Below are 24,049 nucleotides of genomic sequence, written 5' to 3'. Positions count from 1 at the left end.
CGCGCTTTCCAATATTGCTTCCCGTTCCCTGAACCGATGACGCCCGCCGATGAAACGCATCCTCGACCTCGCGCTCGTCCTCGCCGCCCTGCCGGCGGCGGTGCCGGTCGCGCTGCTGTGCATGGCGGCGATCCGGCTGACCTCGCCGGGGCCGGCGATCCTGTCGCAGACGCGGGTCGGCAGGCATGAGACGCCGTTCACCTGCTACAAGCTGCGCACCATGCATGCCGACACGCCCGACGCGCCCACCCACGAGACGCCGTCGCGCGCGGTGACGCCGCTCGGGCGGTGGCTCCGCCGCCTGAAGCTCGACGAGCTGCCGCAATTGTGGAACGTGCTGCGCGGAGACATGAGCCTCGTCGGCCCGCGCCCCTGCCTGCCCTCGCAGGCCGAGCTCGTCGCCGAGCGCCGCGCGCGCGGGCTCTACGCCCTTCGTCCCGGCATCACCGGCGTCGCGCAGGTGGCCGGGGTCGACATGTCCGACCCCAAGAGACTGGCGGCGCTCGACGCCACCTATCTCGCCTCGATGTCGGCGGCGACCGACCTGAGGCTGATTCTGGCAACGGTGTGGGGCGCGGGGCGCGGCGACCGCACTCGAGCCTGATCCTGCCGCGCCGCGACGAATTATCCTGCTCGCCATCGCCGCTTTCGTGCTATCGTCGCCACGTTCAAGGTGCCGTCCGCCAACCGCGGATGGATAATTGGGAAGCCGGTCGAAAGCCGGCACTGCCCCCGCAACGGTAGCGAAGCAAAGCCCCGGCATGCGCCACTGGGATCGTCCCGGGAAGGCGCCGGGGCGGTTCTCGAGAGAACGGCGTCGAAGTCCGGAAACCAGCCTCGAACTGTTTCAACCGGCTGGTCGCGGTGGGCGGTCACGGGATGAAGGCGTTGCGACGGGGCACGGCCCTCGTCTTGCGCATTTCCCCCGCGCCCCCGTCACGCCAGCCCTTTCGGGAAAGGGCCGCCCATGCGCCTCGACGACGAAATGCAGCACCGCCCGCGCGCACCGGAAGCGGAGGCGTGACGATGGCGACCTCGACGCAAGCGGCCGGCGCAACGGAACGACCAGCGGGCCAGTGGCCGTCGCCGCGCACACAGCCCGAGGACGTGTTCCTCGTCTGGCTGCTCGGCCTGCCCGAAGGAACCGATCCCGCCGAGGCGGCGCGGATCGAGATCGCCCGGATCGACGCCGCCGGGCTGGCGGACGGCAGGCTGCACCGCCTGCGCGCGCTGTTCGGCGCGCTCGCGCGGACCGGCGGCGCGCCGGCCTGAGCCGCCTGCCCTGCCGAAGCGATTGCGGCGAGCGCTTTGCCGCAGCCCCGGCCGGTTTTTCCGCGCCTCCCGCTCTGGTATGAAGACGCGGAGAGAGGTGACGCGTGTTTCGAAGGCGCAGAGGTCGGGCTTTTCTGCTGGCGCTGTCCGTCGCGCTGGTGTTCGCGCTGCAATCGTTCCTGCCCCAATGGGCGGCGGCCTTGCCTTCCGGCCCGGCGCTCGATCGGTTCGGCAATCCGCTCTGCCTCACCGATCCCGCCCATTCCACCGGCCATGCCGGCTTGCCGGACTGTTGCGCGCTCGGCTGCCTGCAGGGCCAGACGCCGCCCGCCCCTCCCCCGGAAGCGGCGGCTTTCCGCCCGCGGCCGATCCTCGCGGCGGCATTCCATGATCCGTCGCGCGCGGACGCGCGGACGGCGGCCTCGCGATACCGGCCCGGCTATCCCCGCGCGCCTCCCGTAACCGGCTGACACGCCGGCCCCGCGCTCCGGGGCCGCTCATCGGTCATTTACGGAAGGACCCCAGGATATGCCCAGGAACTTCATGCCCAGGAAATTTCTCACCCTCCTTGCGCTCGCCGTCGTCGCGCTGCCGGCCCATGCGGAAGGCGATGCCGTCGCCGGCAAGAAGGCATTCAGGAAATGCGCCGCCTGTCACACGGTGGAGACCGGCAACCGCGTCGGCCCCAACCTCGCCGGCATCGGCGGCCGCCCGGTGGCCTCGGTCGACGGCTTCCGCTACTCGCCGGCGATGAAGGACTTCGCGGCCGACGGGAAGGTCTGGGACGAGGCGCTGCTCGCGCAATACCTCGCCGCGCCGAAGACCATGGTCAAGGGAACCAGCATGGCCTTTGCCGGGATCAGGAAGGGCGAGGAGATCGCCGACCTGATCGCCTATCTGAAGGATCCCGCGTCGGCGCCGTGACGGCAGCCCGTCACTGTCCCGCGCCGGCCGCGGCGCGGGGCAGGTAGGTCTCGATCAGCGATACCATGTGCTCGTCGCGGGCCCTGGCGCTCTCGCCGCCCATGACCACGGCGACGACGCGCCGCCCGCCGCGCCCGGCCGAGGTGGCGAGGTTGAAACCCGAGGCGCGGATATAGCCTGTCTTCAGCCCGTCGACGCCGGGTATGCGGCCGAGCAGGCTGTTGTGGCCGCGCACGATCTTGCCGCCGAAGGCGAACTCGCGGTTGGCGAAATAATGATAGTGGTGGGGAAAGCGGTTGCGCAGCGCCATCGCCAGCACCGCCATGTCGCGCGCGGTGGTGCGCTGGCCGTCGTCCGGCAGGCCGGACGCGTTGCGGAACACCGTGCCCGTCATGCCGAGCTGGCGCGCCTTCAGCGTCATGCTGCGCGCGAAAGCTTCCTCGGAGCCTGCGAGGCGTTCGGCGACCGCCACCGCGACGTCATTGGCGGAGCGCACGGCAAGGGCGAGGACAGCCGAGCGGGCGTCGATGCTGCCGCCGCGCTTGATGCCCATCTTCGAGGGCGGCCGCGAGGCGGCGAAGGCGGAGACGGGAATCTCCTCGTCGAGCCGCACCCGGCCCTCGTCCAGCGCCTCGAACAGGAGGTAGAGCGTCATCATCTTGGTCAAGGAGGCGGGATAGCGCGGCGCGTTCGAGGCGCGCTCGTAGAGCACCCTGCCCGAACGGGCGTCGACGACGATGGCCGCGTATTTGTCCGAGATGAGCGGCGCGACCGCCGGCTCCATCACCGCCTGCGTGGTGCAGGCCGACAGCAGGCCGACAAGAAGGAGGAACGCCGCGAGGCGGCGAAGAAGAAGAGCCGGTGCGGCCCGGAATGCGTGCAACTTTCCCACCCGGCTGTAGCGAACGACAAGTCCCGAAGCAGGCGCGATGATGCCCGAGCCTTGTCCCGCCTGCAACCCTGCCGCGCAAGGGCGCGGACGGACGGACGGGGAGCGGCGGGGAGAATCGACCTGCCTCGCCTCCGTCCTTAGAGCATTTCGCGGCCGGGCGGAATCGCCGGCCGTGCCGAATATGGCGAGGGAGAGCCGGCCGGAGCCGGCCCGATCTCAGCAGGCCGAGAGGTGACGCACCGGCCGGCCGGGCACGAGGGCCTCGGCGGCGCGCATGATGCCCTCGGCGTCGATGCCGTAATGGCGGTAGAGATCGGCGATGGTGCCGGTCTGGCCGAAATGCTCGACGCCGAGCGAGCGGGTGCGGTGGCCGTGAACCGCCCCGAGCCAGGCGAGCGTCGCCGGATGGCCGTCGATGACGGTGACGAGGGCGCAATGCGGCGGCACCGCGGCGAGCAGGCGCTCGACATGGCTGCGGGCGTGGACGAGGCCCTGCTCGCGGGCGCGCTGCGCGGCGCTCCAGCCGGCATTGAGCCGGTCGGCCGAGGTGATGGCGAGGAGGCCGATGTCGCGCCGGTCCTCGCCGAGCAGGCCGACCGCCCTGATCGCCTCCGGCGCGACCGCGCCGGTATAGGCGACGACGATCTGCGCGTTGGGGCCGGGCCGGCGCATCCAGTAACCGCCATTGACGATGTCCTCGGCCAGCCGCTCGTCGATCGTGCGGCGCGGCTGCTCGAGGGAGCGCGTCGACAGCCGCAGATAGACCGAGCCGCCGACCGCGTCGCGCAGCCATGTTGTCTCGTCCGGCTCGGCGTCGCCGTCGCGCTGCATGTAGTCGAAGCCGAAGCGCAGGATAGTGGCCAGCTCGTCGACATAGGCCGGCTCGAAGCTGGCCAGCCCGTCCTGCGCGATGCCGATCAGCGGCGTGGCGATCGACTGGTGCGCGCCGCCCTCGGGCGCCAGCGTCACGCCGGAGGGCGTGGCGGCGAGGATGAAGCGCGCGTCCTGGTAGCAGGCATAGTTGAGCGCATCGAGGCCGCGCTCGATGAACGGGTCGTAGAGCGTGCCGACGGGAAGCAGCCGCTCGCCGAAAGTGGTGTGCGACAGGCCGAGCGCCGACAGCATGAGGAACAGGTTCATCTCGGCGATGCCGAGCTCCATGTGCTGGCCCTCGGGCGAGAAATTCCAGGTGAAGGTCGAGGGAATGCGCTCGGCCTTGAAGAGGTCGGCCATCTTCTCTCGCGCGAACAGGCCGCGCCGGTTGACCCACGCGCCGAGATTGGTCGACACGGTGACGTCGGGCGAGGTGGTGACGACGCGGGCAGCAAACGGGCCGTCCTGCTTGGCGATGCCGTGCATCAGGAGGCCGAATCCCTGCTGGGTCGACATCTCCGGACCGATCTCGATGTCGAGCCGATCCGGAACAGCGACGGCGGGCGCGTGCTTGCGGCGACGGCCCCGCGCGTTGAACGGCGCGGCCGCCACGAAGCGGCGCAGCGCCTCGGCGTCCTTCAGCCCCTCATAGGGCTCCCACTCGTGCCCGGCGCGGACGCCGAGCGCCTCGCGCAGCGCCTCGACCTGCGCCGGGGTCATCAGCCCGGCATGGTTGTCCTTGTGGCCGGCGAGCGGCAGGCCGTAGCCCTTGATCGTGTAGGCGATGAAGCAGACGGGGCGGTCGTGCCGGCGCGCGGCCTCGAAGGCTTCGATGAGCGAGGGCAGGTCGTGGCCCGCGAGGTTGGCCATCAGTTCGGCGAGCTCGGCGTCGCTGCGCGCCTCGATCAGCCGGCTGACGTCGCCCTGGTCGCCGATGTCGTCCATCAGCCGCTTGCGCCAGGCGGCGCCGCCCTGAAAGGTCAGGGCCGAATAGAGCTGGTTCGGGCACTCGTCGATCCAGCGGCGCAGCGCCTCGCCGCCGGGCTCGGCGAAGGCGGCTTGCTGCAGCGCGCCGTGCTTCAGGATCACCACGTCCCAGCCGAAATTGCGGAAGATCGCCTCGAAGCGTTCCCACAGCCCCTCGCGCACCACGGCGTCGAGGCTCTGGCGGTTGTAGTCGACGACCCACCAGGTGTTGCGCAGGCCGTGCTTCCAGCCTTCGAGCAGCGCCTCGAAGATGTTGCCCTCGTCCATCTCGGCGTCGCCGAGCAGCGCAACCATCTTGCCCTCCGGCTCCTTGCCGCCCGGCCCCTTGGCGAGGTCCTTGGCGCGCAGGTAGTCCTGCGTCAGCGAAGAGAACAGCGTCTGGGCGACACCGAGGCCGACCGAGCCGGTCGAGAAATCGACGTCGTCGCCGTCCTTGGTGCGCGAAGGATAGGACTGGGCGCCCTTGTAGCCGCGGAAATTCTCCAGCTTCTCGCGCGTCTGGTTGCCGAACAGATACTGGATGGCATGGAAGATCGGGCTGGCATGCGGCTTGACCGCGACGCGGTCCTCGGGCCGCAGCGCCGCGAAATAGAGCGCGGTCATGATGGTGGAGAGCGAGGCCGACGAAGCCTGATGGCCGCCCACCTTCAGGCCGTCCTCGTTGGGGCGGATGTGGTTGGCGTTGTGGATCATCCATGTCGAGAGCCAGCGCACCTTGCGCTCGAGCTGCGTCAGGGCGGGAATGCGTGCGTCGCTCATGTCAGGCGGATCTCCATAATCCCCCCAGTCTAGCGCGGCGGGAGCCGCGAAACTCACCAAATTCGATTGCCTTTCGGCCAGCCAATGGCGATAAACGCCAATCATAGACCGTATGAGAGTGGAAATCGCCATCCATGGACAATTTCGACGCCATCGACCTCAGGATCATCGCCACTGTCCAGAACGACGGGCGCATCTCGATCAACGATCTGGCGGACAAGGTCGGCCTGTCGCCGTCACCCTGCGCGCGGCGGCTGCGCATCCTCGAGGAGAAGGGCGTGATCAAGGGCTATACGGCGATGATCGACCAGACGAAGGTCGGCCTGCCGGTCAGCGCCTTCGCCTCGATCAAGCTGGAGCGCCAGCGCGAGGAAGACCTCGACCGCTTCGCGAAGGCCGTGGCCGGCTGGCCGGAAGTGGTCGACTGCTACCTGATGACCGGGCAGCGCGATTACCTGATGCGCATCGTCGTCAGGGACCTTCACGCCTACGAGGCGTTCATCAAGTCGAAGCTGACGCGGCTGGAAGGGATCGCCTCGATCGAGACCTCCTTCGCGCTCGATCAGGTCAAGCGGGCCGAGGTGCTGCCGATCATCGGCTGAAGGCCGGAAACGCGGCCCAAAAAAAAGAAAAAGGCCGGGGGGAGGATATCCCGGCCTTTTCCATTTGGAGACCGGCGGGAGGAGGATGCCGGTCTTTTCAAGCCTCGGTTTGGTGGGAGGAGGATACCGCCCCGAGACTATCTCTTCAGGTCGATTCAGGCGACCTTGAGTTCCTTGACGCTCTTCTCGAACACGTCCTTCAGGGGCTTCGAAACCTCTTCGGCGGCCTTGGTGGAGGCGGCCTGAAGGTCCTTCGCCTGCTCGACGGCGGTCTCGAAGGCCTTGCGCACGAAAGCGGTCTGCAGCTCGATAACCTCGGACAGCGACTTGGCGCCGACCAGGGCCTCGAGATGGGCGAAGCCGGCCTCGGCGTTGGCGCGGGCGGCAGCGATCGACTTCAGCGAAATCTCGTCGCCAGCGGACTTGACGGTCTCGAAGGTCGACTCGAGCGCCTTCTGGGCGTTCTCGGCGCCGGTCTTGATCTTGGCATAGGCTTCCTTCGACTGCTCGACGCCCTTCTCGGCGAAGGCGCGGAGCTGGTCGGTCGCCTTCTCGGCGTCGAAGGTCGGGAATTCGGCGGTCTTGGCGGTCTTGGTCATGGTGCGTTTCCTTAGGCTGGGGGTTCAACCGCGTCCTCGACTACGGTCGCAGCTTGCAGTGTGTGAAGCCTATATAGCGCGTCTTTTTGTGCATTGCAACAAAATTGTTGCGGCGCGTCATTTTGTGCCTGTGATTAACCCCGCGATTAACCAAGGCGCAAGATTCGCCGGGGCACACTGGCCGCCATTGTGGACGCGGACCCGCCCCGGCTTTATTAATAATGGGTTAATTCAAGCAGGCGCCCAAAGCAGGTTTCAGGTCCACTCATGGCTTCCGGCCGTTATTCGTTCATCGACATCGCCGTTCTGGACAAGGTGCGCGAGCGCTTTGCGGCCGGCGACGCGCTGGCGCTGCTTTCCATCGACCTTAACGAGATCATCTGGGCCAACGGCCCGGGCGCGGCATTGTTCGGCCATGCGGACGTCGAATCGGTGATGGGCGCCTCGCCCGGGCTCGGCTTCGTCGCCCGGCGGCAGATCGCGGCCGTGCCGGGCTTTCCGCGCATGGAGCGCGACCGCGCGGTAACGGTGCGGCTGGCCCGCGGCGCGACCAGCCGCGCGATGGCGTTCGACGTCGGGGCCGCGACCCTGCCGGACGGCGTTCCCGCGGTGCTCGTCGCCCTGCCCGCGGCCGGGACGGGCCGGCCGGCCGGCGACATCGTCGCCGGGTTCGAGGAAGCCGGCTATTTTGCCGCGCTGATCGACGGCGACGGCGCCGTGCTCGCCGGATCGGACAGCTTCCCCGACCTCGGGATCGCGCCGGAGACGCTCGCCGCGCTGGTCGCCGAGGTGGCGCGCGAAAGCGACCGGCTGGTCAAGCGGCTGGTGCCGGCGGGCGACAGGGTCATTCCGGCCGGCATTGCCCGGCTGACCGACTCGCCGGCGCTGCACCTCCTGATCGGCGTCGACGAGCCGGTCGAGACGTCGCTGGCCGAAACGTCCCCGGATGCCGCCCGACCGGAAAACGAGGCGGCGCAGATCGACGCGCCCGCCATGCGGCCGGCACCGTCCGACGCCGACCTGCCGGAGCGCGTAGGCGAGAATGGCGGTCCGTCTTCCGCCGGTGCGCCGGACGGGGAGGCGAAGGCGCCTTCGCGCCCCGCAGCCGGCGATTCCGACGACTGGTATTTCGACAATTCCGGCGCGTCGTCGCCCTCCCCGGAAGCGCGGGAGGAGGCGCGGCCTTCCCTGCCGCTCACCCGGCCCAACCTCGCCGCCGGTCCCGTGCGGTTCGCCTGGCGCACCGACGCCAGGGGTGCGTTCAGCGCTGTCTCGCCGGAGTTCGCCGCCGCGGTCGGATCGCAGGCCGCCGACATCATCGGCCGCCCGTTCCGCGAGGTCGCGGCGCGCTTCGGCCTCGATCCCGACGACGAGATCGCCAGCCTGCTCGACCGGCGCGATACGTGGTCGGGGCGCACCGTCCTGTGGCCGGTCGCCGGCACCGACCTCGTCGCCCCGGTCGATCTCGCCGCCCTGCCCGTCTACAACCGCGACCGCGTGTTCGAGGGGTTCCGCGGCTTCGGCGTCACCCGCATGGACGACGCCCGGCCCGACCCGCAGGCGCGCGGCCTCCATCTCGCGGACGACGAGGCCGAAGAAACGCCTGCCGCCGCGCCGGCCGAGACGCCCGCCGACACGGAGGAGGAGCCGGACGACACCCCGCACGAGGTCGATCCCTTCCGCAGCGAAGTGCCGGTGATCTCGATCAGCGAAAGGCTGAACCGGCGCGTCAGCGACAAGATCATCCGCCTCGCCGAGCACCGCCCGCCGCAACCCGAGCCGCAGCCGGCGGCGCGCCAGCTTTCGCCCGGCGAGCGCAACGCCTTCGAGGAAATCCGCGAGCGCCTGCGCCGCGAGACGGCGGCCGCGGCGGAAGAAGCCGAACAGACGAAGGAAACGCAGGCCGGCGACGAGACTGCTGAGGCGCATACTCCGCAGGCGGGCGACGAGGCCCCGCAGCCCCCGCAGGTCGAAGAGGACGCCTCCCCCGCCGCCGACGATTTCGCCCCGCCCATCACGGCAGATGCATCGCAGGACGATGCGCTCCCTGAGCCCGTTGCCGAGGACGACGACAACCTCGACACCGAGGCGACGGCAGAAAGCGAGGAAGACGACGAGACCGTCGCCGCGGAGCCGGATGCATGGACGGGGCAGGATGCGGACGACGAGGACGACGCCGGCCTGCCGTCCACCTTCGGGGCGGAGCGCCGCCCGAGCGTCGATCCCGAGCTGATCGCCGGCTTGCCGCTGCCGCTGCTTGTCCATGCCGGGGACGAGCTCTATTTCGCCAACCGCGAATTCCTCGCGCTGACCGGCTATTCGAGCCTCGACCAGATCCGCAAGGAAGGCGGCCTCGACCGGCTGTTCGTCGAGGACGAGACGCCGGCCGAAGCGGGCGGGCGCAAGCTGCGCCTGCGCACGCTGGGCGGCGAGACGTTCCCCGTCGACGCGCACCTGCAATCGATCGGCTGGGAGGACGGGACGGCGCTGCTCCTGGCCCTCAACCGCGCCGACCTCGCCGCGCCGCAGGCGCCGAGCGCCGCCCCGGCGGCGGCCGACGACGAGGTCAGGGTGCTGGAGCGGCACCTCGCCGAGCTGCGCACCATCATCGACACCGCCACCGACGGCGTGGTGCTGATCGCGCCGGACGGGACGATCCGCAACATCAGCCGGCCGGCCGAGGCGCTGTTCGGCTTCGACAGCGCGAGGGTCGAGGGCAAGCCCTTCGCCACGCTGTTCGCCATCGAGAGCCAGAAATCGGCGCGCGACTATCTCGCCGGGCTCGCCGACAACGGCGTCGCCAGCGTGCTCAACGACGGGCGCGAGGTGATCGGCCGCGAGGCGGAAGGCCGCTTCATCCCGCTGTTCATGACCATCGGCCGCCTGCCGGAGGACAGCGGCTATTGCGCGGTGGTGCGCGACATCACCCAGTTCAAGCGGGCCGAGGAGGAGCTGACGCAGGCGCGGGCGCAGGCCGAGCGCGCCTCCTCGCAGAAGACGGAGTTCCTCGCCCGCGTCAGCCACGAGATCCGCACGCCGCTCAACGCCATCATCGGCTTTTCCGAGCTGATGATCGACGAGAAGTTCGGCCCGATCGGCCCGGACCGCTACCGCGACTACTTGCGCGACATCAACCGCTCGGGCAACCACGTGCTCGACCTCGTCAACGACCTGCTCGACATCTCGAAGATCGAGGCCGGCGAGCAGGAGATGAACTACGAGGCGGTGTCGCTGAACGAGGCGCTGTCGGAGGCGATCGCGATGATGCAGCCGCAGGCCAACCGCGAGCGCGTCATCATCCGCTCCTCGCTCGCCTCGCGCCTGCCCGACGTGGTGGCCGACCTGCGCAGCGTGCGCCAGATCGCGCTGAACCTTCTGTCGAACGCCATCCGCTACACGCAGGCGGGCGGGCAGGTCATCGTCTCCACCGCCTACGAGCCGTCCGGCGACGTCACGGTCCGGGTGCGCGACACCGGCATCGGCATGACGCTGGCCGAGATCGACCAGGCGCTGAAGCCGTTCAAGCAGATCAACGCGCTGAAGCGCGGCCGCAACGACGGCACCGGCCTCGGCCTGCCGCTGACCAAGGCGATGGTCGAGGCCAACCGGGCGCGCTTCGCCATCAACTCGACGCCGGGCGAGGGAACGCTGGTCGAGATCGTCTTCCCCTCGACGCGGGTGCTGGCGGAATAGGCCGGGTCAGCTCCGGCCACGCCCCTCGTAGCGCAGGATCAGGCCTACGAAGAAGCTGGAGAAGACGACGATCATCAGCGCGTAGGGCGCGGCTTCCGCCATCATCCCTTCCGAGGTGCGGCTGAACACGGCCATCGACAGCGTCGTGTGGCCGGTGGGCGAGAGCAGGAAGGTGATCGGCAGCTCCTTGACCACGCTGATGAACACCAGGAGCCCCGCCGCCACCATCGGCCGGCGCATCAGCGGGAAGGTCGCGCGCATGAAGGCGCGGCCCGGCCCGCAGCCGAGCGAGCGCGAGACCTCCTCCAGCCGGGGACCGATCTGGTAGAGCCGGCTGCGCAGCGGCCCCATGGCGAGCGCGAGGAACGTCATCGCATAGGCGAAGACCAGCAGCGCCAGCGTCTGGTAGAGAAAGGGCGCGGCGTTGAGGGCGAAGAACACCATCGAAAGCGCGAAGGCGAGCGGCGGCACGGCGTAGCCGACATAGACCAGCCGGTCGACGAGCGAGGCGAGCGGCGAGGGAAAGCGCACGGTGAGATAGACCACGGGCAGCGCCAGCCCCGTCGCCAGCAGCGCGGCGGGAATCGCGGTCAGCGCGGTGCGCTCGAAGGCGCGCAGCACCTCGGCCATGTCGACGACGGCGAGGCTCTGCGCCATCCAGTAGGCCAGCACCACCAGCGGCAGGCCGAGGGACGCGGCATAGACGAGCGCGAGGAACGCGAAGGCCAGCGGCCGGAACCGGCCGAGCGGCGCGAGCGCCGGCGGCCGCGCCGTTCCCTTGCCGATGCGGGCGTAGCGCCCGCGCCGCAGCCGCGCCTCGATCAGGATGAACGAGAGCGTCACCGCGATCAGCATCAGCGACAGCCAGGCGGCGTAGACGCGGTCGAACGCGGCGGCGTACTGCGTGTAGATGGCGTAGGAGAAGACCTCGTAGCGCATCAGGGCGATGACGCCGAAATCGCCCAGCACGTAAAGGCCGATCACCAGCCAGCCGGCGAGCAGCGCCGGCGCCAGATGCGGCAGCGTCACGGTGCGGAAGGTGTTCCAAGGCGAGCGGCCGAGGCAGCGCGCGCTTTCCTCGAGGCTGGGGTCGAGGCCGAGGAGCGAGGCGCGCAGGTTGAGGAAGAGATAGGGGAAGGTGTAGAGCGACAGGGCCAGCGCCGACCCCCAAAGCCCCTCCGGCCGCGGCAGGCGGATGCCGAAAAGCTGGTTGGCGAAGCCGTAATAGCCGGACAGCCCGATCAGCGCATAGGCCATGACGTAGCCCGGCACCGCCAGCGGCAGCACGCCGAGAACCGAATGCAGCGCCTTGAAGCGCAGGTCCGAGCGCGTCACCAGCCAGGCGAGCGGCAGCGCGATCGCGGTGACGATGACGAGGACGCAGGCGGTCAGCGCCAGCGTGTTGAGGAGCAGCGTCAGGTTGCGCCAGCGGAAGACCACCTCGGCCAGCGTCGCGGCGTCGGCGTCGAAGGCGCGCGCCACCAGATAGGCGAGCGGCAAAAGCATGCCCGCCCCGACGACGAGCGCCGGGGCGATGAGGAAAAGCGAGGGTCGCCGCGCCGGCGACGCCCCCATGGCGGAAGCAGCAGCGATCAGAGCAGGCCGACCTGGCGCAGCAGCTCGAGCGTGCCTTCAAGGTCGGAGATCTGGTCGATGTCGACATTGGGGCTGATCTCCTGCAGTTCCTCGAACGGCTCGAGCGTCGGGTTGGCGATCAGGCCCGGGATCACCGGATACTCGTTGCCCTGCGTGGTGATGTACTGCTGGGCCGCCGGCGACAGCAGGTAGTCGATGAACTTGCGGGCGTTGTCCTGATTGTCGCTCGCGGCGACGATGCCGGCGCCGGCCACGTTGAGCAGGTTGCCGATGTCACCGGCGCCGAAATGCGTCTGCGCCACCGGATACTTGTCGTCGCGGGCGATGTAGCGGCCGAGATAGTAGTTGTTGACCAGGCCGAAATCGACCTCGCCATTGGCGATGGCCTCGATCTGGGAGCCGTTGTTGCGGTAAGCCTTGGCGTCGTTGGCGATCATGCCCTCGAGCCACGCCTTGGCCGCATCCTCGCCATGGGTGACGCGGAAGGCGGTGACGAAAGCCTGGAACGAGCCGTTGGTCGGGGCCCAGGCGACGCGACCCTTGTACTTCTCGCCGGTCAGGTCGTTGATCGAGGCCGGCAGGTCGGCCTCCTGGACGCGCTCGGTCGAATAGACCAGCGTGCGGGAGCGGCCGCTGGTCGGCGCCCACTTGTTGTTGACGTTGCGGAACTCGGTGGAGACGCCATCGTTCACCTCGGCCGGAAGGACGGCGAAGAGAGGCGCGATCGCGCCGAGCGCGCCGCCGTCCTGCGCCCAGAACACGTCGGCCGGCGACTGCGCGCCCTCTTCCGTGAGCAGCGTGGCGAGCTCGGACGTGCCGGCGTAGCGGACATTGACCTTGATGCCGGATTCCTTCTCGAACTGGGCGATCACCGGGCCGACCAGCGACTCGCCCCGCCCGGAATAGACGGTCAATTCATTGGCGTGCGCCATCACGGGCAAGGCCATGGCGAGTGCGACGCATCCTGCCAGAAACTTCTTCATCGTCGATGCTCCCTGTCTGCAACGAGGTTAAAGGAAAACGCGCGCTGCACCGGCGGGCGCAGCACGTATCCCCCATTAGGCATCGCTACGATACCTGAATTTTAAATTCAAGTTATTACGGAACGTGGGCCGGGCGTTTTCCGACGCGGCCAAAGAAAAAGCGCCCCGAAGGGCGCTGAAAAAATAAAGAAACGGCTGCTACACAGGGGCTTGAGCGAATCTGTCTCCTCGGGGGCGTGCGGAACGAAGTCTGCGCTCAAGTTACGCACGACTATCGCGGCCGGACCTTAACGAAGCCTTACCGCGCTCGTTAGAAATTTACGCTTTCGAAGGCTCCGTCCGATCGAGGTAAATTTCGCGGTTACGATCCATTAACCCTGCCCCTGTCCTTCCCGTCAGTCGCGCAGCGCCGCGAGGTCGCGGTAGAGGTCGAGCGCCTCGGGATTGACCAGCGCCTCCTTGTTCTTGATCGCGCGGCCGTGGATCACGTCGCGCACGGCCAGCTCGGTGATCTTGCCGGACTTGGTGCGCGGGATGTCGGCGACGGCGACGATCCTCGCCGGGACATGGCGCGGGCTGGCGCCCGTCCTGATCTTCGTCCTGATCTTCTTCTCCAGCGCCTCGTCGAGCGCGACGCCCTCCGCGAGGCGGACGAACAGGACGACGCGCACGTCGCCGTCCCATTCCTGGCCGATGCAGATCGCCTCGAGGATCTCCTCCATCTGCTCGACCTGATTGTAGATCTCGGCCGTGCCGATGCGCACGCCGCCGGGGTTGAGCGTGGCGTCGGAACGGCCGTGGATGACCATGCCGCCATGTTCGGTCCATTCGGCGAAGTCGCCATGGCACCAGATGTTGTCGAAGCGCTCGAAATAGGCGGCGCGGTACTTGGCGCCGTCGGCATCGTTCCAGAACATCAGCGGCATCGACGGGAAGGCGCGGGTGCAGACCAGCTCGCCCTTCTCGCCCTTCACCGGCCGGCCCTCGTCGTCGAAGACGTCGACCGCCATGCCGAGGCCGGCCCCCTGTATCTCGCCGACATAGACCGGCTTCGTCGGCACGCCGAGCACGAAGCAGGAGACGATGTCGGTGCCGCCCGAGATCGAGGCGAGGTGCACGTCCTCCTTGAGGCCGTCATAGACGAAGCGGAAGTTTTCCGGCGCGAGCGGCGAGCCGGTCGAGGAGATGACCCTGACCGCCGAGAGGTCGTGGGTGTCGACCGGCCTCAGGCCAGACTTGCGCACGGCGTCGATGAACTTCGCCGAGGTGCCGAAATAGGTCATCTTCTCGTCGCGGGCGTAGTCGAAGATGACGTTGCCATCCGGGTGGAAGGGCGAGCCGTCGTAGAGCAGCAGGGTCGCGCCGGAGGCCAGCCCGGTCATCAGCCAGTTCCACATCATCCAGCCGCAGGTGGTGAAGTAGAAGAACCGGTCGCCGTCCTCGATGCCGGCGTGGAGGCGGTGCTCCTTGATGTGCTGGAGAAGCGTGCCGCCCGCCGAATGGACGATGCATTTGGGAATGCCGGTCGTGCCCGAGGAGTAGAGGATATAGAGCGGGTGATCGAAGGGCAGGCGCTCGAAGGCGAGCGGCGCGGCCTCGAACGACGCAAGCGCGACGGACAACGCCTCGGCCCTGTCGATCCCGGCCGCCGCCGCCTCGGCGTTGCCAAGATAGTCGACGATCAACGCGGCGCGGACCGAGGGCATCTTCGCCATCACCGCCGCGATCTTGCCGGCGACGTCGATGCGCTTGCCGGCATACCAGTAGCCGTCGGGGGCGATGAACAGCACCGGTTCGATCTGGCCGAAGCGGTCGAGCACGCCCTGCTCGCCGAAATCGGGCGAGCACGACGACCAGATCGCGCCGAGCGAGGCCGCCGCCAGCATCGCCGCCGTCGTTTCCGGCATGTTCGGCATCATCGCCGCGATGCGGTCGCCCGCCTTGACGCCGTGGGCGCGGAAGAGCTGCTGCATGCGCGAGACGAGGGCGCGCAACTCGTCCCATGACAGCCGGCGTTCCACCTTGTCCTCGCCGCGGAAGACGATGGCCTCGCCCGGGCCGGACTTCTTCAGGAGGTTCTCGGCGAAGTTCAGCCGCGCGTCGGGGAAGAAGCGCGCGCCGGGCATCCTGTCGCCATTTTCCAGCACATGCGCACCGCGCTCGCCGACGACGCCGCCCCAGTCCCAGACCAGCGACCAGAACGCCTCGCGGTCCCCGACCGACCAGGCGTGGAGCGCGTCGAAATCCGCGATCGGCCTGCCCGACTGGCGGGCCGCGGCCTCGATGAAGGCGGTGAGCGGCGCTGCCGCGATCCTCTCGGCGGACGGCGTCCACAGCGGCGTGTTCTCGGTCATGCGACTTCTCCGGCAAAACTCATGCGCAACCGGCTTAAACATCGCGCGCGCGGACAAGGCAAGCCAGCGAAAATACGATCCCTTTGTTGGAAACCGCCATGGCCGGGCCATAAAAGCTTGAAATGGCGATAGCGCGCGTATTGGTTAGCAAACGGGTGCGGTGCTTCGGCAGCCGCGAGATGGCGAGGCTGCATGCGAATCGTATCGGTGAAGAAAGGCCTGGCGGCAGTGGCGGCGCTCGTCCTGCTCGGCCTTTTCGCGCTCGCCGCGCTGCCATGGATCGCCTCGACCCAGATCGTGCGCGACCGCATCGCCTATGAATTGGGACTGTGGAGCGGCTATCGCGTCTCGCTCGGCGCAGCCCCGGTGCTCGACGTGTGGCCGGGCTTCAAGGCGACGCTGGAGAACGTCGCCTTCCACGACTGGGCCGACGACTGGAACGACAGCAGCCGGCCGGCCGTGCTGGAGGCGGAGCGGGTCGAGGTCGCGCTCTCCCCGCTCGCGGCCCTGCGCGGCAACATCGTCTTTTCCGGCATGTCGGTCCACCGGCCGCTGCTGCGCCTTTCCGTGCCGGGCTCGGTGGTCGACCTGCCGGCCTCGCCCGGCGGCGGCAGGATGCTGCGCGCGGTCGAGGCCGCGCGCGCGGTGGTGGCGGAGAACCCCGCCAGGCCCGATACCAACGCGCTTCCCGACACGCCGTTCGGCACGGTCGAGTTCTTCGACGGACGCGTGGCCGACGCCAATGGCGACCTCGTCACCAGCCTGCGCGGCCGCGTCGTCTGGCCCTCGCTCAACCGCAGCGCGCGGGTGGTGGCGACCGGCATCTGGCGCGGCGAGAACGTCGCCGTCGAGGCGTCCGCCGCCGCGCCGCTGCTGCTGATGGCCGGCGGCAGCAGCAACGTCAACCTGTCGCTCAAATCCGCGCTGGTCGAAGCCGGCTTCGAGGGCAGCGCCAACCTTTCCGGCGACGGCCATTTCGACGGGCCGGCCAAGCTCGCCTCGCCCTCGATCCGCCGCATGCTCGAATGGTCGCGCACCCAGATTTCGGCCGGCGCGGCCATCGGCGCGATGTCGCTCGCCAGCCGCATCCAGGGCAACGCCAAGCGGCTGCAGCTCGACGAGACGACGCTGACGCTCGGCGGCAACACCGGGCGCGGCATGCTCGACCTCTCCTTCGCCGAGGCGGTGCCGGCCATCGCCGGCACGCTCGCCTTCGACAAGCTCGACCTGCGCTCCTTCCTCATGGCTTTCACGCCGTCGGCGCCGGGCGCGGGCAGCATCCACGACCGGATCGACACCACCTTTTCCGAACAGCTCTCGCTCGACCTCAGGCTATCCTCGGCGGCCGCGACGTTCGGCGGGCTGGCCCTGACCGATGTCGCCGCATCGACGCAGATCCGCGGCCCGCTGGCCGCCTTCGACATTTCCGACGCCACCGCCTTCGGCGGCGAGGTGCAGGCGGGCCTGCGCGTCGAGGGCGCGGGCGAGGAGAAGACCGTCGAGGTGCGGCTCGTCGCCGACAATGTCGACGCGCTGGCGCTGGCCAAGGCGGCGGGCGCGGAACGCCTCCTGCCGCAGGGCCGCGCCGCGATCTCGGTCACGCTCCGGGGCACCGGCCGCGACTGGAACGCGGCGCTGGGGCAGGCCGAGGGCTCGGTGACGGCCACGCTCGGGCAAGGCACGCTCGGCGGCTTCGACGTCGCCAAATTCAGGACGCTGTGGCAGGCCGGCGGCTTCTTCCCGCTGTCGGAGGTGGCCGGCGGGACGCTGCCGCTGCGCGGCTTCGACTTCAAGGCGCGGATCGTCAACGGCATCGCGCGGATCGAGAAGGCGGACGCGGCGATCGACCAGCAGACCGTCCTGTCGATGGCGGGGATCGTCCATTATATCGGCCGGGGGCTCGCGCTGTCGGGCTATTTCGCGCCCGTGCAGCCGGACGGCGTCCGGGGCGAGGCCGAGACGCCTTTCTTCCTCGGCGGATCGTGGGACGCGCCTTTCGTCTCCCCCGCCCCGGCCGATTAAAGCGCAGCGGAGCCCGGTTCGGCGGCGTCATGCGGCTGGATGCGGCGCGGGGCGAGGCCGCTGCGCGCCAGCGCCTCCTCGATGGCGCGCGAATGGCTCTCGCCGCGCGTCTCGACGGTGACATCGATGGTCACGCCCTTGGCCGGCACGTCGAGGAACAGCCGGCTGTGGCTCACCTCGAGAATGTTCGCGCCCTCGGCGCCGAGCAGGCCCGCCACCTTGCCGAGCAGCCCCGGCCGGTCGCTGGTGGTCAGCCGGAAGGAGACGATGCGGCCGTCGCGCTCCAGTTCGCGCAGCATGATGGCGGCGAGCAGGCGCGTGTCGATGTTGCCGCCGGACGCCACCAGCCCGACCTTGCGCCCGGCATAGCGGCCGGGCTCCTTCAGAAGCGCCGCCAGCCCGGCGGCCCCGGCGCCCTCGGCCAGCGTGTGGTGGAGGCTCGCATAGGCGTTGACGGCCCGCTCGATCAGCGCCTCGTCGACCGCGACGATGTCACCGACGAGGCGGCGGATGATCGGCAAGGTGAGCGCGCCGACCGTCTTGACGGCGATGCCTTCGGCCAGCGTCGGGCCGCCGACCGGCCTGTCCTTTCCGTCCAGCGCGTTGAGGAAGGAGGGGTAGAGCGCGGCCTCGACGCCGACCAGCTCGATATCGGGCCGCATCGCCCGTGCAGCGACCGCGTTGCCGGCCATCAGCCCGCCGCCGCCGACGGGGATGACCAGCACATCGAGGTCGGGCGCGTCGGCCAGCATCTCCAGCGCCACCGTGCCCTGCCCGGCCATGATCGCCGGATCGTCATAGGGATGGATGAGCGCCAGTCGCTCGGCGGCGGCGATGGCGCGCGCCTCCTCGGCGGATTCGTAGAGCGTCTCGCCGTGCAGCACCACGCGCGCGCCCTGCGCCCTTGTGTTCTCGACCTTCACCAGCGGGGTGGTCTCGGGCATGACGATGGTGGCGGGGATGCCGAAGCGCCGCGCGTGATAGGCGACGGCCTGCGCGTGGTTGCCGGCCGACATGGCGATCACGCCGGACCGGCGCTCGCCCTCGCCGAGCGACTTGAGCTTGTTGACCGCGCCGCGCTCCTTGAACGAGGCGGTAGCCTGCATGTTCTCGTGCTTGACGAGGATCTCGGCGCCGGTCAGCTCGGACAGGCGCGGCGCGGGAACCAGCGGCGTGCGCAGCACGTGCCCGACGATGCGTCCGGCGGCCGCCTCGACGTCGTGCGGCGTGATCGCGGCCGGCTCGCTCATGATGCCTCCCTCTGCGCGGCCCGGATTCCGCGCCTGCTCGCCCTCAGCCTAGTCGAGTCCGCCGCCCGCTTCCAGCCTCGGCGGGGCGGCGGCTCACGAGCCGTAGATCGGGAAGGCCTCGCACAGCGCGCGAACTTCGGCCCGCACCTGCGCCTCGACCGCCGCGTCGCCCTCGGGATTTTGCGCCAGGGCGTCGAGGACCCGCAGGATCATCACCCCGACCGTCTCGAACTCGGCGGTGCCGAAGCCGCGGGTCGTGCCGGCCGAGCTGCCGAGCCGGACGCCGGAGGTGACGAACGGCTTTTCCGGGTCGTTGGGGATGGCGTTCTTGTTGCAGGTCAGGCCCGCGCGCTCGAGCGCGATCTCGGCGACCTTGCCGGTGACGCCCTTGGGGCGCAAATCGACGAGGACCATGTGGCTGTCGGTGCCGCCCGAGACGATCCCGAGCCCGCCCGCCTTCAGCACCTTTGCCAGCGCCTGCGCGTTGGCGACGACCCGGCCGGCATAATCCCTGAACTCGGGCCGCAGCGCCTCGCCGAAGGCCACGGCCTTGGCGGCGACGACATGCATCAGCGGCCCGCCCTGGTTGCCCGGGAACACGGCTGAGTTGAGCTTCTTCGCCAGCGCCTCGTCATTGGTGAGGATGAAGCCGCCGCGCGGGCCGCGCAGGGTCTTGTGCGTGGTCGAGGTGGTGACATGGGCGTGCGGCACCGGGTTGGGATAATGCCCGCCGGCGACCAGCCCGGCATAATGGGCCATGTCGACCATCAGATACGCGCCGACCTCGTCGGCGATCCGGCGGAAGCCGGCGAAGTCGATCCTGCGCGGATAGGCCGAGGCGCCGGCGACGATCAGCTTCGGCCTGGTCTCCAGCGCCTTCTCGCGCACCTTCTCCATGTCGATCAGGTGGGTCTCGGCGTCGACCTCGTAGGAAACGACGTCGAACCACTTGCCGGACATCGTCACCGGCGAGCCGTGGGTCAGGTGGCCGCCATGGGCCAGCGACAGGCCCATGATCCGGTCGCCCGGCTGGAGCAGCGCCAGGAACACCGCCTGGTTGGCCTGCGCGCCCGAATGCGGCTGCACATTGGCGAACTCCGCCCCGAACAGCGTCTTCAGCCGCTCGATGGCCAGCGCCTCGACCTTGTCGACGAACTCGCAGCCGCCATAGTAGCGCTTGCCGGGATAGCCTTCGGCATATTTGTTGGTCAGCACCGAGCCCTGCGCGGCGAGCACGTCGGCGGAGACGATGTTCTCCGAGGCGATCAGTTCGATCTGGGTCTTCTGGCGGTCGAGCTCCTCTGCGATGGCGGAGGCGACGGCGGCGTCGGAAACAGAGGCGGAGGGCAGGCGGTCGAGCATGGGGGGTGTCCTCTCGGAAATCAGGCCGGTTTGGCGGCAAGTTCCTTGCAGCCGGTCTCGAGCAGATGGGCGACGTGGTCGGCGAAGCTGTTCCACACATCCATGCGGAAGCGGTCCCCGGCGTCGCGCCACAGGACCACGGTCGCCCCGTCGAACAGCGTGCGGCGGCCTTCGCCGGCCGGGATGGTGGCGATGTCGCGCGGGCAGCCGAGGGTGAGCAGCTCCGCCGCCCGCGGCCCCTCGATCAGGAGCGTGACCTCGCGCCCGGAAATGTCGACGAGGCTGTGCGGGTTCTCGCCATAGATTGCGGCGCAGGCGCTGGCCAGCCCGGCCACCGCGCCGGCCGGGGCAAGGATCGTCCACTCGTCGGGACCGAGGCGGATGGCCTCGACCGTGCCGGACGCGGCGCGCAGGCCGATCCGGTCGGGCAGCGTCAGGCCGAGCGCCTTGCCGAGCGCGGCGATGCCGGCGGCGCGGGCGCGCAGCGACAGCCGCCCCTCGCCTGGAAGGACGCTGACGCGGGCGGCGCGCGTCTCGATGACGAGGCCGGGCGTCAGGGAGGAAATCCGTGTGCTCATCGTCGCCTCCGGGTCAGATCTTCAGGCGGGCGTTTTCGGGATCGACGAAGACGGTCCCGGTGATCGTGGCGACAATGGTGCGGCCGGGCATCGGGATATGGACGGTCTCGCCCATCCGCCCGTGGCCGCCCTCGACCAGCGCCAGCGCGATCGGCCGGCCAAGCGCGTCAGAGCGATAGGAGGAGGTGACATGCCCGACCATCGTCATCGGCACCGGCTGCTTCGGGTCGAAGACGATCTGCGCCCCCTCCTCCAGCTTCGAGCCGTCCTCGGTCAGAAGCCCGACGAGATGCCGGCGTCCCTCGGCCGCGAGATCGGGGCGCGCGAGGCCGCGCTTGCCGACGAAGTCGGGCTTGTTCTTGCCCACGGCCCAACCCATGCCCGCATCGTAGGGCGTCACCGTGCCGTCGGTGTCCTGGCTGACGATGATATAGCCCTTCTCGGCGCGCAGGACGTGCATGGTCTCGGTCCCGTAGGCGGTGATGCCGTATTCCCGGCCCGCCTCCCACAGAATCTCCCACAGCCTGCGGCCGAGCGGCGCCGGCACGTTGACCTCGAAACCGATCTCGCCGGTGAAGCTGACGCGGAACAGGCGCGCCGGCATGCCGGCGACCGTGCATTCGACGCACGACATGTGCGGGAAGGCCTCCTCGGCAAGCTCGACGCCCTCGACCAGCGGCGCGAGCAGCTTCGCCGCGTTCGGGCCGTTGAGCGCTATCGTGGACCACTGCTCGGTGGTCGAGGCCAGCCATACGTCGAGGTCCGGCCATTCGGTCTGGAGGTAGTCCTCCATCATGTTGAGGACGCGCGCCGCGCCGCCGGTGGTGGTGGTGACGTGGAAGCGGTCTTCGCCCATGCGGCCGATGACGCCGTCGTCGCAGATGTAGCCGTCGTCGCCGAGCAGCAGGCCGTAGCGGCAGCGCCCGATGCCAAGCTTGGTCCACGGATTGGTGTACATGCGATTCATGAACTCGACCGCGTCGGGGCCGACGACCTCGATCTTGCCGAGCGTCGAGGCGTCGAAGATGCCGAGGCTTTCCCGCACCGCCCGGCACTCGCGCGAGACGGCGGCGTCCATGTCCTCGCCCGGCCTCGGGAAATACCATGCCCTGCGCCATTGCCCGACCGGCTCGAACGCCGCGCCATGGGCTGCAGCCCATTCGTCGATCCGCGTCTTGCGCGTGACTTCGAAATGGCCGCCGCGATGATAGCCGGCGAAGGTGCCGAAGGTGGTCGGGGTGTAGGGCGGGCGGAAGGTGGTGAGGCCGACCTGCGGCGCCGGCTTGCCGAGCGCGTCGGCGGCGATGTTCAAACCGTTGACGTTCGACATCTTGCCCTGGTCGGTCGCCATGCCGTTGGTGGTGTAGCGCTTGACATGCTCGATGGAGCGCATGCCCTCGCGCACGGCGAGGCGCAGATCCTTGGCGGTGACGTCGTTCTGGTAGTCGACGAAGGCCTTGGCCCTGCCGGGGTTTCGATCGGTGGGCAGCTCGGTGTGCGAGACGCCGCTGCCGGCGCGATCGTGCTCCACCGCATGGCTTGCCGGCGCACTGGCCTGGCCGAGCGCGGCGGCGACTTCCGCGCCGCGCTCCACCCCGTCCTTGAGCGCCGCCTCGACGCCCCACAGGCCGCGCCCCGCCCCGGCGATCACGCAATCCTCGTTCGTCCGCGCCGGAAGGAAGGTGGTGCGCTCGTCGTCCCATGCGAGCTTGCCTTGCGTGTGCGAGAACAGATGCAGCGACGGCGTCCAGCCGCCCGACATCAGCACCGCGTCACAGCGAATCGACCGCCCCGCGCCGACGGAGCCATGGTTGACCGGGTTGACCCGGACCGAGGCGACGCGCAGCCGCCCGGAGGTCGCCGTCACGGTGTGCGACAAGAGGACCGGGATGCCGAGCGCGCGGGCCTCACCCGCCAGCACCTCGCGGATAGTCGCGCGGGTGTCGACGATCGCCTGAACCTGCGCGCCGGCCTTGTGGAGGTCGAAGGCCGCGTACCAGGCGCTGTCGTGGCTGGTGACGATCACCGGCCGGTCGCCGACGCGGACGCCGTAGCGATTCAGGTAGGTCTGCGCCGCGCCGGCCAGCATGACGCCCGGCCGGTCGTTGCCGTGGAACACCAGCGGCTTTTCCAGCGCGCCCTGCGCCAGCACCACCCGGCGCGCCCGCACCCGCCACAGCCGCTCGCGCGGCGTGTCGGCGGGAAGGGTTTCCAGATGATCGGTCAGCCGCTCGGCAAGGCCGATCATGTTCTGGTGGTAGTAGGCGATGGCCGTGGTGCGGGTCATGATCGTGACGCCGAGGGCCTTCAGCGCCGCGAGCTCGTCCGCCAGCCAGTCCCATGCCGGGCGGCCGTCGATATGAAGCTGCGGCTCGGAGAGGAGCGTGCCGCCGGCCTCGGCGTTCTCGTCGACGACAACGACCTTCAGCCCGTCGACGGCTGCCGCGCGCGCCGCGGCGAGGCCGGCGGGACCCGCTCCCACCACCAGCACGTCGCAATGGAGATAGCGCGAGGCGTAGGTGTCGGGATCCTTCTCGCGGGGCGAGACGCCGAGGCCGGCGGCGGCGCGGATGAAGGGCTCGTAGACCTTGTTCCAAAAACTCTTCGGCCACATGAAGGTCTTGTAGTAGAAGCCGGCCGAGAACAGCATGTAGGCGGCGTCGTTGATCGCGCCGACGTCGAATTTCAGGCTCGGATAGCGGTTCTGCGAGGTGGCCTCGAGCCCGTTCCAGATTTCCTGCATCGTCGCGCGGGTGTTGGGCTCGAACCGGCCGGGCCCCCGGCGGGTGCCGATCAGCGCGTTGGGCTCCTCCGAGCCGGCCGAGACGGGGCCGCGCGGCCGGTGATACTTGAACGAGCGGCCCATCAGGTGGACGCCGTTGGCGAGGAGCGCCGAGGCGACCGTGTCGCCCGCCGCGCCGCGCCAGGTCACGCCGTCGAAGGCGAAGGAGACGGGGCGCGCGGTGTCGACCCGGCCGCGGCCGGGAACGCGATAGCGGCTCATTTCGGTGTCTCCGTCAGGGTCGCGAGGTCGGGCCGCGCCTCGCCGGCCTTGTAGGTGGTCAGGAAGCGGTCGCTGACCGTGTCGCGCACGGCGTTGAAGTAGCGGCCGCAGCCGTGGAAGTGCCGCCAGCGCTCGTAATGCGGGCCCTTGACGTTGTCGCGGATGAACAGGAACGCCTCCCATTCCTCGTCGGTCTGGGACGAGGGATCGGTGGCGCGCGCGACATGCGCCTGTCCGGCATAGGTGAATTCCGCCTCGGGCAGGGTCTCGTCGCAATAGGGGCAGCGGATCAGGAGCAT

Annotated in this window: 18 protein-coding genes and 1 riboswitch; of the genes, 7 read left to right on the top strand and 11 right to left on the bottom strand. The window is 69.4% G+C overall.

Annotated elements, in window-relative coordinates:
* The first annotated feature begins 49 nt into the window (after window positions 1–49).
* From M9945_RS05445 to M9945_RS05430, 4 genes are all read left to right on the top strand, one after another.
* Window positions 50–604, top strand: a complete 555-nt coding sequence (locus M9945_RS05445) for a sugar transferase (protein WP_367943727.1) — start codon at window positions 50–52, stop codon at window positions 602–604.
* 50 nt (window positions 605–654) lie between these two features.
* A riboswitch (cobalamin riboswitch) is annotated at window positions 655–855 on the top strand.
* 165 nt (window positions 856–1,020) lie between these two features.
* Window positions 1,021–1,272: a hypothetical protein gene (locus tag M9945_RS05440; protein WP_367943726.1), complete on the top strand. Its 252-nt coding sequence runs from the start codon at window positions 1,021–1,023 to the stop codon at window positions 1,270–1,272.
* Window positions 1,273–1,376: 104 nt separating this feature from the next.
* Window positions 1,377–1,742: a hypothetical protein gene (locus M9945_RS05435; protein WP_367943725.1), complete on the top strand. Its 366-nt coding sequence runs from the start codon at window positions 1,377–1,379 to the stop codon at window positions 1,740–1,742.
* A 73-nt stretch (window positions 1,743–1,815) separates the two neighbouring features.
* Window positions 1,816–2,196, top strand: coding sequence for a cytochrome c family protein (locus M9945_RS05430; RefSeq protein WP_367930268.1), 381 nt, complete (start codon window positions 1,816–1,818; stop codon window positions 2,194–2,196).
* 10 nt (window positions 2,197–2,206) lie between these two features.
* Here the strand turns inward: M9945_RS05430 and M9945_RS05425 are convergent, their stop codons facing one another.
* Window positions 2,207–3,079 (bottom strand): D-alanyl-D-alanine carboxypeptidase family protein, encoded by an 873-nt coding sequence (locus M9945_RS05425; protein WP_367943724.1) that lies wholly within the window; start codon window positions 3,077–3,079, stop codon window positions 2,207–2,209.
* Window positions 3,080–3,304: 225 nt separating this feature from the next.
* Entirely contained in the window at window positions 3,305–5,707 is a 2,403-nt protein-coding gene (locus M9945_RS05420) for a transketolase (RefSeq protein ID WP_367943723.1), read from the bottom strand.
* A 134-nt stretch (window positions 5,708–5,841) separates the two neighbouring features.
* Between M9945_RS05420 and M9945_RS05415 the strand changes: the two genes are divergently transcribed.
* A complete protein-coding gene (locus tag M9945_RS05415) occupies window positions 5,842–6,309 on the top strand; it encodes an Lrp/AsnC family transcriptional regulator (RefSeq protein ID WP_367943722.1) in 468 nt (155 codons plus the stop codon).
* 155 nt (window positions 6,310–6,464) lie between these two features.
* On the opposite strand, the gene M9945_RS05410 is transcribed toward M9945_RS05415, so the two are convergent.
* A complete protein-coding gene (locus M9945_RS05410) occupies window positions 6,465–6,908 on the bottom strand; it encodes a phasin (protein WP_367930264.1) in 444 nt (147 codons plus the stop codon).
* A gap of 267 nt (window positions 6,909–7,175) precedes the next feature.
* Between M9945_RS05410 and M9945_RS05405 the strand changes: the two genes are divergently transcribed.
* Entirely contained in the window at window positions 7,176–10,601 is a 3,426-nt protein-coding gene (locus M9945_RS05405) for a histidine kinase dimerization/phospho-acceptor domain-containing protein (RefSeq protein ID WP_367943721.1), read from the top strand.
* A 6-nt stretch (window positions 10,602–10,607) separates the two neighbouring features.
* Here M9945_RS05405 and M9945_RS05400 read toward each other — a convergent pair whose 3' ends face one another.
* The 3 genes from M9945_RS05400 to M9945_RS05390 all read right to left on the bottom strand — a co-directional run bounded on the left by M9945_RS05400 (window position 10,608) and on the right by M9945_RS05390 (window position 15,534).
* Window positions 10,608–12,176: an ABC transporter permease gene (locus tag M9945_RS05400; RefSeq protein ID WP_367943720.1), complete on the bottom strand. Its 1,569-nt coding sequence runs from the start codon at window positions 12,174–12,176 to the stop codon at window positions 10,608–10,610.
* Between the two features lie 17 nt (window positions 12,177–12,193).
* Window positions 12,194–13,180, bottom strand: a complete 987-nt coding sequence (locus M9945_RS05395) for an iron ABC transporter substrate-binding protein (RefSeq protein ID WP_367943719.1) — start codon at window positions 13,178–13,180, stop codon at window positions 12,194–12,196.
* 395 nt (window positions 13,181–13,575) lie between these two features.
* Entirely contained in the window at window positions 13,576–15,534 is a 1,959-nt protein-coding gene (locus M9945_RS05390; RefSeq protein WP_367943718.1) for an acetoacetate--CoA ligase, read from the bottom strand.
* A gap of 207 nt (window positions 15,535–15,741) precedes the next feature.
* Between M9945_RS05390 and M9945_RS05385 the strand changes: the two genes are divergently transcribed.
* Window positions 15,742–17,556 carry an AsmA-like C-terminal region-containing protein gene (locus M9945_RS05385; RefSeq protein WP_367943717.1) on the top strand — a complete coding sequence of 605 codons (1,815 nt, stop codon included), beginning with the start codon at window positions 15,742–15,744 and terminating at the stop codon, window positions 17,554–17,556.
* Here the strand turns inward: M9945_RS05385 and M9945_RS05380 are convergent.
* The 5 genes from M9945_RS05380 to M9945_RS05360 all read right to left on the bottom strand — a co-directional run bounded on the left by M9945_RS05380 (window position 17,553) and on the right by M9945_RS05360 (window position 24,049).
* On the bottom strand, window positions 17,553–18,806 hold the full coding sequence (locus M9945_RS05380) for a threonine ammonia-lyase (RefSeq protein WP_367943716.1): 1,254 nt from the start codon (window positions 18,804–18,806) through the stop codon (window positions 17,553–17,555). The genes M9945_RS05385 and M9945_RS05380 overlap by 4 nt on opposite strands.
* A 93-nt stretch (window positions 18,807–18,899) precedes the next feature.
* On the bottom strand, window positions 18,900–20,168 hold the full coding sequence (gene glyA, locus M9945_RS05375; protein ID WP_367943715.1) for a serine hydroxymethyltransferase: 1,269 nt from the start codon (window positions 20,166–20,168) through the stop codon (window positions 18,900–18,902).
* A 20-nt stretch (window positions 20,169–20,188) separates the two neighbouring features.
* Window positions 20,189–20,746, bottom strand: a complete 558-nt coding sequence (soxG, locus tag M9945_RS05370) for a sarcosine oxidase subunit gamma family protein (protein ID WP_367943714.1) — start codon at window positions 20,744–20,746, stop codon at window positions 20,189–20,191.
* Between the two features lie 13 nt (window positions 20,747–20,759).
* Entirely contained in the window at window positions 20,760–23,750 is a 2,991-nt protein-coding gene (locus M9945_RS05365) for a sarcosine oxidase subunit alpha (protein WP_367943713.1), read from the bottom strand.
* Window positions 23,747–24,049: a sarcosine oxidase subunit delta gene (locus tag M9945_RS05360; RefSeq protein ID WP_367930254.1), complete on the bottom strand. Its 303-nt coding sequence runs from the start codon at window positions 24,047–24,049 to the stop codon at window positions 23,747–23,749. Before M9945_RS05360 ends, M9945_RS05365 begins: the two co-directional genes overlap by 4 nt.

The sequence above is a fragment of the Aquamicrobium sp. genome (assembly GCF_023954335.1).
Classification (GTDB): domain Bacteria; phylum Pseudomonadota; class Alphaproteobacteria; order Rhizobiales; family Rhizobiaceae; genus Aerobium.
This window is presented reverse-complemented; position numbering and strand designations above follow the sequence as displayed.

Excerpts from the sequence above, each read along its gene's own strand:
- M9945_RS05445 (WP_367943727.1), top strand. The coding sequence starts at position 50 with ATGAAACGCATCCTCGACCTCGCGCTCGTCCTCGCCGCCCTGCCGGCG.
- M9945_RS05400 (WP_367943720.1), bottom strand. The coding sequence starts at position 12,176 with ATGGGGGCGTCGCCGGCGCGGCGACCCTCGCTTTTCCTCATCGCCCCG.
- glyA (WP_367943715.1), bottom strand. The coding sequence starts at position 20,168 with ATGCTCGACCGCCTGCCCTCCGCCTCTGTTTCCGACGCCGCCGTCGCC.
- M9945_RS05360 (WP_367930254.1), bottom strand. The coding sequence starts at position 24,049 with ATGCTCCTGATCCGCTGCCCCTATTGCGACGAGACCCTGCCCGAGGCG.
- M9945_RS05395 (WP_367943719.1), bottom strand. The coding sequence starts at position 13,180 with ATGAAGAAGTTTCTGGCAGGATGCGTCGCACTCGCCATGGCCTTGCCC.
- M9945_RS05415 (WP_367943722.1), top strand. The coding sequence starts at position 5,842 with ATGGACAATTTCGACGCCATCGACCTCAGGATCATCGCCACTGTCCAG.
- M9945_RS05380 (WP_367943716.1), bottom strand. The coding sequence starts at position 18,806 with ATGAGCGAGCCGGCCGCGATCACGCCGCACGACGTCGAGGCGGCCGCC.
- M9945_RS05420 (WP_367943723.1), bottom strand. The coding sequence starts at position 5,707 with ATGAGCGACGCACGCATTCCCGCCCTGACGCAGCTCGAGCGCAAGGTG.
- soxG (WP_367943714.1), bottom strand. The coding sequence starts at position 20,746 with ATGAGCACACGGATTTCCTCCCTGACGCCCGGCCTCGTCATCGAGACG.
- M9945_RS05430 (WP_367930268.1), top strand. The coding sequence starts at position 1,816 with ATGCCCAGGAAATTTCTCACCCTCCTTGCGCTCGCCGTCGTCGCGCTG.
- M9945_RS05405 (WP_367943721.1), top strand. The coding sequence starts at position 7,176 with ATGGCTTCCGGCCGTTATTCGTTCATCGACATCGCCGTTCTGGACAAG.
- M9945_RS05410 (WP_367930264.1), bottom strand. The coding sequence starts at position 6,908 with ATGACCAAGACCGCCAAGACCGCCGAATTCCCGACCTTCGACGCCGAG.
- M9945_RS05390 (WP_367943718.1), bottom strand. The coding sequence starts at position 15,534 with ATGACCGAGAACACGCCGCTGTGGACGCCGTCCGCCGAGAGGATCGCG.
- M9945_RS05365 (WP_367943713.1), bottom strand. The coding sequence starts at position 23,750 with ATGAGCCGCTATCGCGTTCCCGGCCGCGGCCGGGTCGACACCGCGCGC.